The organism is Dyadobacter arcticus (genome assembly GCF_011762185.1).
Taxonomy (GTDB): domain Bacteria; phylum Bacteroidota; class Bacteroidia; order Cytophagales; family Spirosomataceae; genus Dyadobacter; species Dyadobacter arcticus.
Window position 1 is genome coordinate 363,917 of the sequence record NZ_JAASQJ010000001.1, and the last position, 16,633, is coordinate 380,549.

Here is a 16,633-nt window from a genome sequence, read left to right on the forward strand (position 1 = left end):
TATCCAAAAACGAATTTAAGGTTGAATATTGTAAGTCGAAATACGTAATACCTAAATTGTCTGGCTTAAATGTAAGCCGTTTGCTGTTAGCCACGAATGAATAATTCCGACCGATTTCTTGAAATCCTTGAAGCTGAATTTGACAGACATTCCTACGGAGAGAATCCCTTGGAATTGTATGAACCGATCAAATATATTATGGCGTTGGGCGGAAAACGTTTTCGCCCACTAATGACTCTTTTGGCTACATCCATTTATTCTGAGGACTTTTCAATAGCGATCAAACCTGCTATGGCGGTTGAAGTTTTTCACAATTTCACGCTTATGCATGATGACATTATGGACCGCGCACCTTTGCGAAGAGGCAAGCCGACCGTCCATGAAAAATGGAATGCCAATACAGCGATTTTGTCGGGAGATGTAATGCTGATAAGAGCATACGATCTGCTTTTGGACGTCCCCAAGGAAAAACTTCGCCAGGTACTTTTGCGTTTCAACCAGACTGCTGCCGAAGTCTGCGAAGGACAGCAATTGGATATGAATTTTGAAACCCGCCAAAATGTGACGGAAGAAGAGTACCTTGAAATGATCCGCCTAAAAACTTCGGTACTGCTTGGATTTGCATTGGAACTTGGTGGTATCCTTGGCGGAGCTGATGCCGAATCAATTCAAATGCTCTATTCCGCCGGTGAGAATATGGGTATTGGTTTCCAGTTGAAAGATGACTTGTTGGATGTGTACGGCGATCCTTCCAAATTTGGCAAGCAGGTAGGCGGCGACATTATCGCAAACAAAAAGACATTTTTGCTGATTGAGGCCCTTTCCAAAGCCGAAGGTCATTTGAAAACCGAGCTGGAAAAGTGGCTGATGCTGGAAAATTTTAATAATAATGAAAAAGTAGAAGCCATCAGAAATATATATGAGGCGCTGGATATCAAGGCATTTACAGAACAAAAAATTAATGAATATTTTACCCGCGGCTTATCCAATCTGAATGAATTAAAAATCGAGAACCCCCGGAAAGAAACGTTGCTAAACTTTGTTAAGCAATTGGTAGAACGTGAAAAATAATCAATTTTAATAGCACAAAACTTTATGTCAATTACCCTCATACTTGTAGTCTTTATTTCTGGCCTTAGTTATTACGCGTTGAATAACTACAGCTTGATGGACAAGTTGATATTCAATCCTTACAGAGTTAGTAAATACAATGAATATTACCGGTTTATCACTTCCGGGTTTATCCATGCAGACTTTGGCCACCTGATATTCAATATGCTCAGTTTGTGGTTTGTGGGGGAAGGAATTGAAAGACTTTTCGCTGGGCTTTTCGGAGCGAGTGGCGCGATTTACTATCTCTTGTTGTTTATCGCAGGCATTGTGGTAGCAGATATTCCCACGTTCCTGAAACACCGCACCAATTCCAAATATAATTCTCTGGGGGCTTCTGGGGGGGTATCTGCGGTGCTTTTTGCCGCCATTCTGTTTGCTCCAACAATGACCATTTCTTTATATTTCTTTATAAAAATGAAGGCATTTATCTTCGGAATACTGTTTCTGGGATATTCATTTTATGAAGCAAGAAAGGGCACAAGCTATGTTAACCATAGTGCCCACATGTACGGGGCTATTTTTGGGATGATTTTTATGGCCATTGTATATCCGGCTTCTGTCCCCGGGTTTTTTGCTCAAATTGGCGAGTGGCTTGGCGGGTTAAGACCTTGATAATTCTGCAAGCACGGTCACACTTCCCACCGTTTTGTCTTGAAGGTTTACTTTGATTTCAGCGTCGAGCGGGACGAAGATGTCAACCCGTGAGCCAAACTTAATGAAGCCCATTTCGGTGCTTTGCTCCACTTTGTCCCCCTCTTTCACATACCATCTGATGCGACGGGCGGCGGCCCCTGCGATTTGACGGAACAATATGTCAATTCCTTCAATGGTGCGGATCACGACGGTTGTACGCTCGTTATCCGTGCTGGATTTTGGATGCCACGCAACTAAGTACAGTCCGGCATGATACTTGAAATATTGGATCACGCCACTGACAGGATTCCAGTTGATATGTACATTCAGCGGGGACATAAAAATGCTGATCTGTCTTCTCGGGCCTTTGAAGTACTCGTTTTCTACAACTTCTTCGATGACAACCACTTTACCATCACATGGCGCAACAATTTGCCGGTCACTTTTATGTACTACTCTGGAGGGTACTCTAAAGAATTGGACAATCAATAAAAAAATAATTATGCTTCCGATTAAAACCAGTCCTGGGATCCAGAAGCCGCCGGGTAGAAGATAATGTATTCCTAAGTTTATCAGTATCAATATGATGGCTGTAATCGCCATAATTGCATATCCTTCTCTATGCAGTTTCATGCAGGCTTGTGTTTTGTTAAAGTCTTACCCTGGTGCAAATATCGGATAAATACTGTTCTCGCGATAAAGAAAAAGCCCCGACGATCGATTTTCGAAGGTCGGGGCCGGTATTCGGAATTTTTAATGACGGGGAGAATGGTCATAATTGTCATTTGTAGTCATTCATTGTTTTATTCTTGACTATAAGTGACAATGTATGATCACTGCTTACAATAAGTGACTATAAATGACCATGAATGACTATCATTGACGTTTCTCTATTCAATCACCACACACTCCCCATTTTTCACTTCCTGTTCTACTTTTTTGAATTTTACATCCCGCAAAATCCGGCCGTCACGGTATTGGACTGAAACTTTTTGATTTCTGTCGGCAATTTTGATCGTGCGAACCGGCTGCGCTTTAGTAGTGGATTCCGGACGCGCATATTCATTCATAGCATCCAGGTCGAGATCGAAATCTTCTTCACGGTTGGTGTGCAATGCGGGCGCAGGAGCGGTACGGCGAACAGTTTGCTGAACAGCGGTTGCCGGAACTGCCTCTTCCTGAGGGATATCTGCCTTCATCAGGAAGGAGATCATATCAAAATTAACCTTGCTCAAAAAGCGTTTGAAAAGCTCGACTGATTCAAATTTATAGATCAGTAAAGGATCCTTTTGCTCAAAAACCGCATTTTGAACCGATTGCTTTAAATCATCCATTTCACGCAAATGCTCTTTCCATTCCTGGTCGATTAGCGAAAGAACAATTGCTTTTTCCATCTCATGCGTAATTTCTTTTCCTTCATTATCAAGCACCTTTTTCAGGTTGACAACGACTCCGGCCTGGCGGATACCGTCACTGAAAGGAACCATGATCTCCGTTATCGTCGCACCCCGATCAGCGTGAATGGAACGAAGTACAGGTAATGCTTTTTGAGAAATTGCGTTGTTTTTATCCTGATAATGTCTTTCGGCAGCTTCATACAGTTTCTGGGAACGATCCGCCGGCTTGAAAGAGGCATATTCTGCCTCGGTAAAGGGAAGCTCCATTCCAAGGGTAGTAATAACAGCCAAATCAAGTTCAGCGTAGGTTCCTGCGGAATTGACCAGCTCGTCACTCACATCGTACAATGTATTGGCAATATCCACCGCCAGACGGTCACCGAACAATGCATTGCGGCGACGGGTATATATGGCTTCCCTTTGGTAATTCATCACGTCATCGTATTCAAGAAGACGCTTACGCATTCCAAAGTTGTTTTCTTCCACTTTTTTCTGAGCCCTTTCGATAGATTTCGTGATCATACCACTCTGGATCACCTCACCTTCTTCCAATCCCATCCGGTCCATCACTTTTGCCATTCGGTCAGATCCGAAAAGACGCATCAGGTTATCTTCCAGGGATACGAAAAACTGGGAAGAGCCAGGGTCACCCTGGCGACCCGACCGACCACGCAGCTGCCTGTCGACACGGCGACTTTCATGTCTTTCGGTACCAATGATGGCAAGGCCACCTGCTTTTTTCGCTTCTGGCGTTAGCTTAATGTCCGTACCACGTCCCGCCATGTTGGTAGCGATGGTAACAGTTCCCGGCTTTCCGGCTTCCGCAACCACTTCGGCTTCTCGCTGGTGCTGCTTGGCGTTCAATACCTGGTGCTGGATTTTTCGAAGCATCAGCATCCGACTGATAATCTCCGAATTTTCGACCGAGGTCGTACCCACCAAGACCGGTCGGCCCGCTTCTACCAATTCTACGATTTCGTCCGTAACCGCATTGTATTTTTCACGAACCGAGCGATATACTTTATCTTCCTGATCCTTACGAACCGCATTGACATTGGTTGGGATAGAAACAACATCCAGTTTGTAAATTTCCCAAAATTCCCCTGCTTCTGTCTCGGCTGTACCGGTCATACCGGCCAACTTATGGTACATACGGAAGTAATTTTGCAGGGTAACAGTCGCATACGTCTGGGTTGCGTCCTCCACCCGAACACTCTCTTTCGCTTCAATTGCCTGGTGCAAACCATCTGAGTAGCGGCGACCATCCATGATACGGCCGGTTTGCTCATCAACGATCTTCACTTTTCCATCCATAATCACATATTCCACATCCTTCTCGAAAAGTGTGAATGCTTTCAAAAGTTGATTAACCGTATGGATCCTGGCTGTTTTTACAGAATAATCGCGGATCAATGCTTCTTTTTGAATGATGCGTTCCTGTTCATTTAAAGAAGGATTTTTTTCTATCATATCCAGATCAACTGCGATATCCGGAAGAATGAAGAAATTGGCTTCTTCCGATTCTCCTGTAAGAAAATCGATCCCTTTTTCGGTCAGCTCAATGCTATTGTGACGTTCGTCTATTGTGAAATAAAGCGGTGCATCTGCAACCGGCATTAATTTCTGATTTTCGGCAAGATGTATGGACTCTGATTCCTGCATTAAGGCTTTAATACCGGATTCACTCATGTATTTAATCAGTGGCTTGTACTTTGGCATACCACGATGCGCACGGAACAATGCCAGACCACCTTCTTTTTTATCTCCGGCAGTAATTTTCTTTTTTGCATCATTCAGAAAATCCATGGCCAATTTTTTCTGGGCCTCTACAATCCTCGAAACGCGGGGTTTCAATTCCAGATATTCCTGTTCATCCCCTCTTGGAACTGGTCCACTGATGATTAAAGGAGTACGTGCATCATCAATCAGTACGGAATCGACCTCATCGACCATTGCAAAATGATGCTTGCGCTGAACCAGTTCCTCCGGCGTCCGTGACATATTGTCACGCAGATAATCAAACCCGAACTCATTATTGGTTCCGTAAGTAAGATGCGCTTTATATGCATTTCTGCGGGCGATGGTATTGGGCTGATGGCGGTCGATACAATCAACACTCAGTCCGTGAAATTCGAAAAGAGGGGCATTCCATTCGGCATCACGCTTAGCCAGATAATCATTGACAGTAACAATGTGTACACCCTGACCAGCCAATGCATTCAAGAAAGCTGGAAGTGTTGCTACCAAGGTTTTACCTTCCCCGGTCGCCATCTCAGAGATTTTTCCCTGATGCAAAACGACGCCACCAATCAGCTGAACATCATAGTGCAGCATATTCCATTTGATAGGCTGGCCGATTACATCCCATGTTGTATTCCAAACAGCCTTATCGCCTTCAATGGTGATATGCGATTTTCTGCTGGCAATTTCGCGATCAAAATAGGTTGCAGTGACTTCCAGTTGCTCGTTGTCTTTGAAACGACGGGCAGTATCTTTTACAATGGCAAATGCTTTGGGGAGTATTTCAAGAAGTATCCTTTCAAGTTCTTTATTGCGATCCAGTTCAAGCGCGTCAATTCTCTTAAAAATCAACTCTTTGCTATCCACATTGGGTTCGTCAATAGCCTCTTGTTTTAATGAAGTGATCTGATCATCAATGGATTTGAGCTGATCAACAATTTGCTGTTTCAGACCTTCGGACTGGGCGCGGAGTTCATTATTAGATAGGGAGGCCAGCAAGGCATACTCGGCATTGACTTTATCAACATACGGGACAAGTTCTTTTAAATCCCGCTCTGATTTTGTGCCAAATAGCTTAGAAAATATTTTAAACATGATTTTAATGTATGTTTTAACCGATCAATTTCTTTAAAAAATATTGAGCCTACTTCTACCTAAATGTCAGATTGTCAGCAAGGATGATATTTCAAGTTGCAAAGGTAATTCATTGGCAATAGTATTGTGCAACATCTTTCAGAATCCTAATGCAGATATAATGCCTTCGGATCTTTCCTAGCATTCTAAATTCAAAATCAAAAATTACCCGTTCTCACCTTATGAAACCGTTTATCAAAAAAAACACAACTACTATGTAATGCATAGTACCTTTGATTTATCAAAAAGAAAATAAACGGATATAGCCATGAACCACAATAGATTATTCAGAAATTCAAGCAACAAAATGATTGGCGGCGTTGCTTCCGGACTTGCAGAATACTTTGACATTGACGTCACCATCCTTAGGGTAATTTTGGTACTGGCCGTTTTCATCCCAGTAACATTTCCCGTGATTATAATTTACATCACGTTATGGATCGTCATGCCGGACATTGCAAAACGCCCGAAATCATTAGAGGAAGGTAAAATTCCTTCGTAAAAATCATTATCTATCAGCAAAGACTTAGTAGTTGCAAACCGCCGGAAAACAAATTCTGGCGGTTTGTTGTTTTATGCATAATTGCTATTTTTACCGATAGTATGCACACATACTATCTCCTTGCTTCCGCTTTTTTTTATCCGATTAAAATTTCAAATATGAATGCATATATCGTTGCCGGATACCGTACGGCTGTTGGAAAGGCATCGAAAGGCGGATTTCGCTTTACCCGTCCGGATGACCTCGGGGCTTCCGTTATAAAATATTTGCTTGAAAAGCTACCTGCATTGGATGCCTCACGGGTTGATGATGTGATTGTTGGAAATGCGGTTCCCGAAGCTGAACAGGGAATGCAAATGGGTAGATATGTTGCATTGCTCGCGCTTCCAAAAAACGTTTCAGGCATCACCATCAATAGATATTGTGGCTCAGGCGTTGAGGCAATTGCCATGGCATCCGCTAAAATCCACGCCGGAATGGCTGAATGCATTATCGCTGGCGGTACAGAATCAATGTCCATGGTACCGACAATGGGTTGGAAAACAGCATTGAATTACGACATTGCCCACAGCAATCCGGATTACTATCTGAGTATGGGGTTAACTGCTGAGCAAGTCGCTAAGGATTTTAATATTTCACGGGACAAACAGGACGAATTCTCTTTTCAGTCGCACCAGAAAGCATTGAGGGCTCAAAAAGAGGGCTGGTTTGCAGATGGCATTGTGCCAGTGACGGTAAAGGAAACTTATTTCGACGCTGCTTCGGGTAAGAAAAAGACGAAAGAAACCGTCATTTCGCAAGATGAAGGACCAAGGGCAGATACTAATATTGATGCCTTAAGTAAACTAAAACCGGTCTTTGCAGCCGGAGGCACTGTTACCGCGGGAAATTCTTCTCAAACTTCGGATGGGGCGGCATTTGTAGTGGTAATGTCGGAAAAGCTTGTTAATGAATTGAATTTAAAGCCAGTAGCACAAATGCTATCCTATGCGACTGCTGGCGTGGACCCGAGAATTATGGGAATTGGCCCGGTTGCTGCTATTCCTCTTGCATTAAAGCAAGCAGGGCTGAAATTAGAAAACATTGAGCAAATTGAACTCAATGAGGCATTTGCAGCACAAGCGCTTGCCGTAATCCAGGAACTTGGGATCAATCCCGAAATCGTAAATCCAAATGGCGGCGCCATTGCATTAGGGCACGCATTGGGATCTACGGGAGCCCGGCTTTCAGTTCAGCTTTTTAACGAAATGCAGCGTAGAAACCAAAAATATGGCATGGTTACTGCTTGTGTTGGAGGCGGCCAGGGCGTGGCGGGGATTTTTGAAAGGCTCAATTAAGCCGTATACTAATATCCTACTTATTTACCGGTCTCCTTGGAAGAGTTATCTATCTTCCGGGGAGATTCTTTATTTTTACCCCCATAATATGCACGCCCCTTTTCATGGATGTATCCATTATCATTATCAATTACCGAATACCTCATCTGATACTCAACTGCTTAAATTCAATTTATGCACATACATCCAATATAAAATTCGAAGTTATTATTGTCGATAACGATCCCGCAAATGGCGCGGCAGAGGAAATCAAAAACACATACCCGGACATTACATGGATTGACATGGATTATAATGCCGGTTTTGGAAGGGCTAACAACAAAGGAATGTCAGTAGCGACCGGCGATTATTTTTTGTTGCTGAATGCAGATACGCTTATTACCGATAACATCATTTATCGCTGCTTCGACCAATTGAATAAAAGGCAGGATGTAATTGCCTGCGGGGCATATCAGTATTACGCAGACGGTACGCCGATGCCATTTTATAAAAGCTTCAATGATTTCCGAAAGACATTTTTCATTCTGCCTCCCAGTCGCATTGTTGAAAATGTAATGGGCACATTATTCCCTGAACCCAATTACACAGATCCCGAGCAATACGACTGGCTGGTTGGAGCTTTTGTATTCGTTAGAAGAAAGGGATTCGAATTAACCGGCGGATTCAGCGAGGATTTTTTTATGTATGGAGAAGATGTGGAATGGTCGGGGCGGCTGGGTAAGTTGGGTAAGCTTTGCCTACTCAAAGACAGCAAATTCATTCACCTTGAAAATGAAAACCCTTTTCGGCGCACACGAATTTCTTGGATCAATCGCTTCAGTACGCAAATGCAGGTCTCTAACTTCCTGTGGATCAGGAAACAGTACGGCATTATCTCATATTTGATCCTGATAATTCATTATATTTTTATGATACCCGTCGTTTTCGCCTGGCGCATTGCTATTAATTTAAGAGAATCGGGAAAACCATTTTCCGAACTGACCACCCAGTTTATCTTTGTGCGAAAAACACGGGTGATATTAAAATACTTTTTCAGGACATTATTTTTGAAGAAAGGACTGTACAAAATTGATCCTTCCGAAAACATTGACCGCCTGACAATTTCATAGATTTCCTTCTCTGCCCTGCTTTCATGAACAACGTCAAACAACGTATTCTTTTTTTTACCCCTTTCGCCACACGCACAGGTTCGGAAATGATGCTTTTGTACATCCTTCGCCGCATCGACAGAAGCCGGTTTGACGTGGGGATTGTCAGCTTTGCAAATGGTGAATTACTGAAAGAATTTCCGTCTGATATCCCTGTATTTATCATTCCAAGGAAGTTCAGCCTGGCTCAGAAAGTAATGTTTCATTTGAGTGTAAATCCCATTTTACGCTCGCTGAGAAAGCTAGCAAGAGAATTCAAAGCTGATCTGTGGTATGTGAACACGACCATGCTCCCGGAAACTGCATTGGTTGCCAAAGAATTTTCAATCAAGCTGATCACGCACTTTCACGAGCTGCCGTTAACTTATATATATCTGAGTTCACAGGATTTTAAAAGCATTATCAGCAATTCTCACAGGCTTATTGGTTGCTCAAAAGTAACTTGTGAGGCCATCCAACAAGCCGGAGGCAAAAACGTTAGTCTTTTATACGAGTTTATAGATTCTGAAAAAGTAATCAGAAATCCTGAGCGGACAGCCGAGCTGCGGAAAAAACTCAATATTCCCAAAGATGATTATATTTGGATGATGTCGGGAATGACCTCGGAACGAAAAGGATTCGACTTTTTGCCTGACATTGCAGAGGAATTGGATGACGCAAGCGTCCATTTGATTTGGGTAGGTGCCGCGATAGATGACGGCTTGGTTTACTATACCGAGCAAAGATGCCTGAATACCAAAGCTAAAACACATATTCATCTTCTTGGTAAGCAAAAAGAAGACTATTACAATTATTTGGATATGGGAAATGGGTTTTTATTGACTTCGAGGCAAGATCCTTTTCCGCTGGTCATGATCGAGGCTGCTCATTTAGGGAAACCGATTGTTGCGTTCCCTTCTGGAGGCGTTTTGGAGTTCGTTGAGGATGGCATGGGAATTGTAACCGAAGATCTCAGTGTGAAGCAAATGGTTACCGCGATGCGGCTGATCATGACTGGTAAAGTCGCCACAAATGCGGCTAAAAGTGCTGAGGTGGCCAGCCGTTTCAGTGTGGAAAATGGGTATAATGAATGGGTTAAATTAATTGACAAAGATTGTTAGTATGATCAACTTTACGACCGTTTTAAATGTCTTCGCCAAAGTATTTTTCTTAATCATATGCGGAGTATTTAGTGCTACACCGCTATTTGCCCAAACCAATCAGAAAACAACAGAAGTTGATTCCCAGCGATACCTGGCATTAATGCTCCTCAACCTTACGGATCCCGACAATCGCGGTCCGGAGCCTGACTTGATAAGAACAGCTGCCCAATACGGCATGAATGCCGTCTATATAACGATTCCCTGGGATAAGGTTTATTTTAGTTCGCCAACTGAAACGCCGCAATGGGCCAAGTATGATGAGCAGATCAAAATCGCCACGGATTTGGGTATGAAAGTGGCGCTAAGAATTCATTTGGGACGCCATAGCACCCGCATTAAAGGATTTTGGGAGTCTTCAGACAGCCAGTTCAGTCACTCGAACATCCCGCTGCTCAGTGGTTATCTGGATACTTTTTTCGGGTTTGACAATCAAGCCATCGTGAATAAAGGTTTGGCTTTTGTAAAAGAAACTGTCAATCATTACAAATACCTTCAGGCGAGTAACAAGCTGCTTTATGTTTCTGTGACCAATACCTCAACCCAGGAAGGAGAATATCCAAGCGGGCTGATCTCTTCCGGAAGAGAAAACACAGCTGTGTTCGATTACTCTAAGTCTATGAAAAGTGGTTTTCAGGCTTTTCTAAAATCCCATTATACCAAAATTGAACGGCTGAATTTTCTTTGGGGAACGACTTTCAAAAAATTTGAAGACGCTGAACCACCCGCAACGCCCTGGGACCCATCGGAATCATTTCGGCAACGATATGGCAAGGACTGGTACATCTACCGCCATATGGTTTTCAAAAAATACATAGAGCAAATGATCAGCACGGTTAAGTCCGTGGATCCGGCCATCAAATTTGTGTCCGATTATGGCTCCGTTTTCGATCCTCCCTCCGTCATGAGAGGGACGCTGGGTTTTCGGGATTTAAATGCCAAAGCAGACGGCATTAAGGTTAATGATAACGCCAACCATGACCACAGGTGGTCGGTGGATATATTGAAAAGTGACGCGCCAGCGAGTTTTATTACCGCTAATGAGCTTTTCGTCAGCTCTTATCTTGATAACGTCTCCCATGCGAAACAGATCAACGAAAACTTTGCACATGGCGCTAATGTTGTCGCAGTCGTTATTTCGACAATGGATCAAATGGTAAGATCTGAGACATTCTTACGACCTGCAACAACCACATGGCTCAATAATCCAATTCCAAAAATTACATATGCCGATACCGTCAACTATCGCTTGTCCGCGGCGGTGGAAAAAAAAGGAGCCGTTGCAGTCGCGTACGATGAATGGGCCAAGAAAGCTTATGCCAATCCAGCCAATCCCAAACCTGTCCTGATCCGTCTTCACGAAGATTTGCTAACTGCTGAGTATTGGAATGAAGCTTCCAATCATGCGCCCTATGTGTTCAGGCCAGTTCCTATGCAGGTCGTTGCAGTCAATAAGGATTTCTCGTACAGACTACCTATTGACACATTTTCAGACGTGGACGGTACGGTTGTTAAAATTGACGTAGCCTCAGTTCCTTCATGGCTCAAATATGAAGGCGGGATCCTCAAAGGTAAACCCACAGCATTGGGTGATTACCGAATCACCCTCAAAGGAGTAGACGACGAGGGCGGAACTGCGGAAGCATTTTTCACAATTCGTGTGGATACCCGGGAAAATGTAAATAAGCCGCCTACCGTGGACAGTAATTTTTCTAATCAAACTGTTGCGATCAGCAAACCTTTCAGCATCGCAATTCCCAACGATGCCTTCAAAGACAGTGATGGAACTGTCACCAGAATTGAAGCAAGTGAACTGCCTGCTTGGCTTAAATTTTCCAATGGCACGCTAAGCGGAACTCCAGCGCAATTGGGTGAATACCGCATTATCCTGAAAGCATATGATGACCTCAATGCTTTTGTAGAAACCTATTTTACAATCCGCGTGGTAGAGCCGCAGTTCCTGAACGCCCCACCCTTTGCAAGCAGCAACCTTCCGATCAAGTTTGCGCAGATCAATATGCCTTTCAATTACATTCTTCCTTCGAACATTTTTGGTGATCCCGACGGATACATTTCTTCCGTTTCCGTAGTGAATCGCCCTACGTGGCTCAATTTCGCGCTTAATGTATTCTCTGGAACGCCGACAGTAGAAGGGGAGTATCGCTTGATTATCCGGGCATATGACAATGCAGGTGCTTATGTGGAAGTACCGTTTATCATCCTGGTGCAAATCCCTGAATTGCGTTTTGAATTGGTTAAAGGCGGCAGCAAAGTGGATCAAAGCGTGATCCGAAAGCTGGATGGTGACGATATCCTTCCCTATGACTCATTACCCCCATTGCTGAACATTTATGCATATGGAAACTTTGAATACGATAAAGTTACGTTCGATCTAAACGGCCCTTACCGTAAGAGGTCTACAACAACTATTTTCCCCTACGCTTTATATGAAAACGAGCTTGGTTTTGCACCTTATGTCGGCAACTATACCCTTACCGTCACAGCTGCCAAGCAGGATTCGGCCGTTGTGACGAATTCAATTCAATTCAGCATTTCGTACAGCGGCTCTATAAATATTACCCAGGAAATGGAGGATTGGGCATTTTATCCAAATCCCGTTGAAGAAATTTTGAACATCAAACTACCGGAAGTTCAGCAAGGTGATAGTTTGTCTTACGAAATAGTAACTGCGTCCGGAAAGCGAATAGCACTTCCGGAAACGTATGTAGTTGCAGCGGACAATCTCGCCAACATTGACCTTTCCAGTCTCGGGCTCTCGTCCGGAATCTATTTTATCCGCCTCAAAAACAACGGCGCCCTACTCAAACAATTCCGGATTTTCAAAAAATAACTGTATTCGATAGATTTGATTGCGGCTTTTTTGCCAGTAGTATGTGTGCATGATAAGCACTAATAATTTATATTTGTATGTATAGTATGCAAGCATACCTTTTATTAGCTGACTAAAAAACTTGTCATATGTCCGTTGCAGAAGCAAACAAAACGTCTATTAAGGGAGGAGAATTTCTGATCAAGGAAACGGCTGCCTCACAAATCTTTATCCCCGAAGAATTTACAGAGGAGCAACGGATGATTGCAGATACCTGCAGGGATTTTTTGAGTAAAGAAATCTGGCCGCGGCTGGATGAAATTGACCATGCGACTAGCCCTGAGTTAATTTCAGGCTTAATGGACAAGGCTGGAGAGCTTGGCTTACTAGGCACCGCGGTACCCGAAGAATACGGAGGTTTTGGCATGAATTTCAACACGTCCATGCTGGTAGCCGAAGCAACCGGCGCGGGAAATTCATTTTCAGTCGCACTTTCGGCGCATACGGGCATCGGTACATTGCCAATCCTTTATTATGGAAATGAGGAACAGAAATCGAAGTATTTACCAAAGCTGGCTTCGGGGGAGTGGAAAGCGGCCTATTGCCTCACTGAGCCTGATTCGGGGTCTGATGCTAATTCTGGTAAAACAAAAGCGATACTGACCGAAGATAGCAAGCATTACGTCATTAATGGTCAGAAAATGTGGATCACAAACGGCGGCTTTGCTGATATTCTGATTGTTTTTGCAAAAGTAGAAGAGAATGGACTAGCAGATAAAAACCTGAGTGCGTTCATCATTGAAAAGTCATTCGGTGGCGTCACGATGAACGAGCCTGAGCATAAAATGGGCATTAAAGGGTCAGATACGCGGCAGATTTTCTTTAATGACTGTTTGGTACCGGCCGAAAATATGCTGTCAGAACAGGGAAACGGCTTTAAAATAGCGGTGAACATTCTGAACATTGGACGCATCAAATTAGCTGCCGCTGCACTTGGCGGAGCCAAAAGAGTTGCCAAACAGGCGATAAATTATGCCAATGAGCGCAAACAATTCGGAACAGCCATTTCCAATTTCGGGGCCATCAAACATAAAATCGCTGAAATGGCGGTGGGAATGTTTGTGACGGAATCCGCAGCATACCGAGTCGGGCAGAATATTGACGATCTGATCTCATCGTACCAGGCCAAAGGATTGTCGGACGCTGAATCTAAGCTGAAAGCATTGGAAGAATTGGCCATTGAATGCGCCATTATGAAAGTGCATGGCTCAGAAGTGCTGGATTATGTTGTGGATGAAGGTGTTCAGATTTATGGCGGAATGGGCTATTCGGCCGACGCGCCCATGGATCGCGCTTATCGTGATAGTCGCATCAACCGCATTTTCGAAGGTACCAATGAAATAAACCGGCTTTTGGTCGTGGATATGCTTTTGAAACGCGCCATGAAAGGTCAGCTGAACCTGATGGGACCTGCGACAGCCGTTGGAAAAGAGATTTTGTCCATCCCGGATTTCAATATGGATGAAGATGAAACACTTTTCGCTGCAGAGAAAAAAGTGATCAAAAATCTAAAAAAAGCAGCCTTGATGGTCGCTGGCGCGGCAGTACAGAAATTTATGATGAAACTTTCAGAAGAACAGGAAATTATCATGAACCTGGCTGATATGGTCATTGAAATATATGCGGCAGAATCGGTATTGCTCCGCGTTGAAAAACGCGTTGAGTTGCTTGGAGCAGACGCCAATGCTTTACAAAAGGACATCGCCCAAATCTATTTAAACCGGGCGGTTGAAAAAGTGAATCAGGCCGGCAGATCTGCGATCACGAGCTTTGCAGAAAGTGACGAATTACGCGTCATGCTGATGGGCCTTAAACGGTTCACCAAAATAGAACCAATGAACCTGAAAGACGCACGACGCAGGATCGCCGACGAGATAATTTCCAAAAACGATTACATTTTCTAGGTTTTTTATTCTACCTCAAATTGCGCAATTTTGGGAAACCAAATTCCGGCCTTTTCACGTTAGGTAGGAGGTTCTTTTGAATAAAAAATCTAAAATATTACGTTGGATTCTCTACCAGCTACTGAAAAACCACCTTTCATGACCCAGCATTCTGTGGATCTGCGTACGACCGGACAATTCCCGGCGTTGCTTCTTGATTATCTTGATCAAAAGCCTGGTTTAGAGGAGTTTTACAGCGTTTATCCAACGTTACAGAATGCAAGGGAAGCCATATTGAATAAGGAGGGTTTCGATCCTGAAAAACGTAAAACGCTGGTCGATGTACTGACCAAACAATACCTTGGACTGCCTTACCTGCCCGATTTTTCAATCCTTTTAGAAGAAAATACATTCACGGTAACGACCGGTCATCAGCTCAATATTTTTACCGGGCCGTTGTACATTATTTATAAGATTGTTACGACGATCAATTTGGCCAAAGCTTTGAAAGAGGCTTATCCGGAGTACAATTTTGTGCCCGTTTACTGGATGGCCTCGGAAGACCATGATTTTGAAGAAATTGCATCTTTTCATCTTTTCGGCCAAACACATAAATGGACTGGCGAGCATCAGGGTGCGGTAGGAAGATTGAATCCCCGCGATCTCGAAAGCATTTTAAAGCAGCTTCCCGATAAGCCACTTTTATTCGCAAAAGCTTATCTCGAAAATGAAACATTGGCCAATGCGGTCCGATGTTATATGCACGAATTATTCGGGCAGTACGGCCTGATTAGTATCGACGCCGATCACGCGGATCTGAAACGCCACTTTTTGCCAGTTATTTATGAAGAACTTACTGGTTCTGTGTCTGAAAAACTGGTTACCACAACCACTACCAAGCTCAATTCTCTCGGATACCATACGCCGCTTCACGCCCGGGAGATCAATCTGTTTTACCTGGATGATAATTTAAGGGAACGCATTACCAAGGAAGGTGAGACTTATAGAGTCCTAAATACGGACATTGCATTTTCGGAAAAGGAAATCCTTGAACTCGCCAATAACCATCCCGAATATTTCAGCCCCAATGTAATCCTGCGGCCTTTATACGAAGAAATTATACTTCCGAATCTTGCGTATATTGGTGGACCGTCAGAGGTGCCGTACTGGATGCAATTGAAGGGTGTTTTTGATCATTTTCAGGTGCCATTCCCTATGCTGATGCCCCGAAATTTTGCATTGTATCTCAGTGGTCATCAATGTAAAAAGGCGCAGAAACTTAAAATCAATTTTAAAGATCTTTTTCTGGATGAAATAGCATTGCGTAAGAGGTTCGTAGAAAAGAATACCGATCACATCCTCAGTCTGGAAGATCAGAAGATTACTTTTAATCAGGTTTTCGAAGAGATATTGGCGAAGGCTGTTGCAATTGATCAAACAATGCTTGGAGCCGTCAAAGCAGAGCAAACGCGACTTTTCAACTCATTAAAACATCTTGAAAAACGCATTGCGAAAGCGGAAGAACGCAATTACGAATCAGAAATTGATCAGTTATTGGGGCTTAAAAACAAACTGTTCCCGAACGGAATCGCCCAGGAACGGTATGATAATCTTCTGAATTTCTATATTAACGATCCGGCTTTTATTCAGAAATTATTTAGTGCCTTTGATCCGTTGGATTTTAGATACAATGTCCTTCTGGAAGAATAAATGCCAG

11 protein-coding genes are annotated in these 16,633 nt (G+C 43.4%); 9 read left to right on the forward strand and 2 right to left on the reverse strand.

Annotated elements, in window-relative coordinates:
- Positions 1–96 precede the first annotated feature (96 nt).
- Together FHS68_RS01685 and FHS68_RS01690 are read left to right on the forward strand one after the other, a co-directional pair.
- Complete coding sequence (locus tag FHS68_RS01685) at positions 97–1,071, forward strand: polyprenyl synthetase family protein (protein WP_167266649.1); 975 nt, start codon at positions 97–99, stop codon at positions 1,069–1,071.
- Between the two features lie 24 nt (positions 1,072–1,095).
- Entirely contained in the window at positions 1,096–1,725 is a 630-nt protein-coding gene (locus tag FHS68_RS01690; RefSeq protein ID WP_167266651.1) for a rhomboid family intramembrane serine protease, read from the forward strand.
- Here the strand turns inward: FHS68_RS01690 and FHS68_RS01695 are convergent.
- The gene (locus FHS68_RS01695; RefSeq protein ID WP_167266654.1) at positions 1,714–2,379 is read right to left on the reverse strand and encodes a phosphatidylserine decarboxylase family protein; all 666 of its coding nucleotides are present in this window, start codon (positions 2,377–2,379) and stop codon (positions 1,714–1,716) included. The genes FHS68_RS01690 and FHS68_RS01695 overlap by 12 nt on opposite strands.
- A 257-nt stretch (positions 2,380–2,636) precedes the next feature.
- Complete coding sequence (gene secA, locus FHS68_RS01700) at positions 2,637–5,978, reverse strand: preprotein translocase subunit SecA (RefSeq protein ID WP_167266656.1); 3,342 nt, start codon at positions 5,976–5,978, stop codon at positions 2,637–2,639.
- 307 nt (positions 5,979–6,285) lie between these two features.
- Here secA and FHS68_RS01705 point away from each other — a divergent pair, with 307 nt between their 5' ends.
- The 7 genes from FHS68_RS01705 to bshC all read left to right on the forward strand — a co-directional run bounded on the left by FHS68_RS01705 (position 6,286) and on the right by bshC (position 16,626).
- Complete coding sequence (locus FHS68_RS01705) at positions 6,286–6,519, forward strand: PspC domain-containing protein (protein WP_167266659.1); 234 nt, start codon at positions 6,286–6,288, stop codon at positions 6,517–6,519.
- A gap of 158 nt (positions 6,520–6,677) precedes the next feature.
- Complete coding sequence (locus FHS68_RS01710) at positions 6,678–7,856, forward strand: acetyl-CoA C-acyltransferase (RefSeq protein ID WP_167266662.1); 1,179 nt, start codon at positions 6,678–6,680, stop codon at positions 7,854–7,856.
- Positions 7,857–7,960: 104 nt separating this feature from the next.
- Positions 7,961–8,965, forward strand: coding sequence for a glycosyltransferase family 2 protein (locus FHS68_RS01715; RefSeq protein ID WP_167266665.1), 1,005 nt, complete (start codon positions 7,961–7,963; stop codon positions 8,963–8,965).
- 23 nt (positions 8,966–8,988) lie between these two features.
- Positions 8,989–10,104, forward strand: coding sequence for a glycosyltransferase (locus tag FHS68_RS01720; RefSeq protein WP_167266668.1), 1,116 nt, complete (start codon positions 8,989–8,991; stop codon positions 10,102–10,104).
- Between the two features lies 1 nt (position 10,105).
- Entirely contained in the window at positions 10,106–12,994 is a 2,889-nt protein-coding gene (locus FHS68_RS01725) for a putative Ig domain-containing protein (protein ID WP_167266671.1), read from the forward strand.
- A 128-nt stretch (positions 12,995–13,122) separates the two neighbouring features.
- On the forward strand, positions 13,123–14,937 hold the full coding sequence (locus tag FHS68_RS01730; RefSeq protein WP_167266674.1) for an acyl-CoA dehydrogenase FadE: 1,815 nt from the start codon (positions 13,123–13,125) through the stop codon (positions 14,935–14,937).
- Between the two features lie 138 nt (positions 14,938–15,075).
- Positions 15,076–16,626 (forward strand): bacillithiol biosynthesis cysteine-adding enzyme BshC, encoded by a 1,551-nt coding sequence (gene bshC, locus FHS68_RS01735; protein WP_167266676.1) that lies wholly within the window; start codon positions 15,076–15,078, stop codon positions 16,624–16,626.
- The last annotated feature ends 7 nt before the right edge of the window (positions 16,627–16,633 follow it).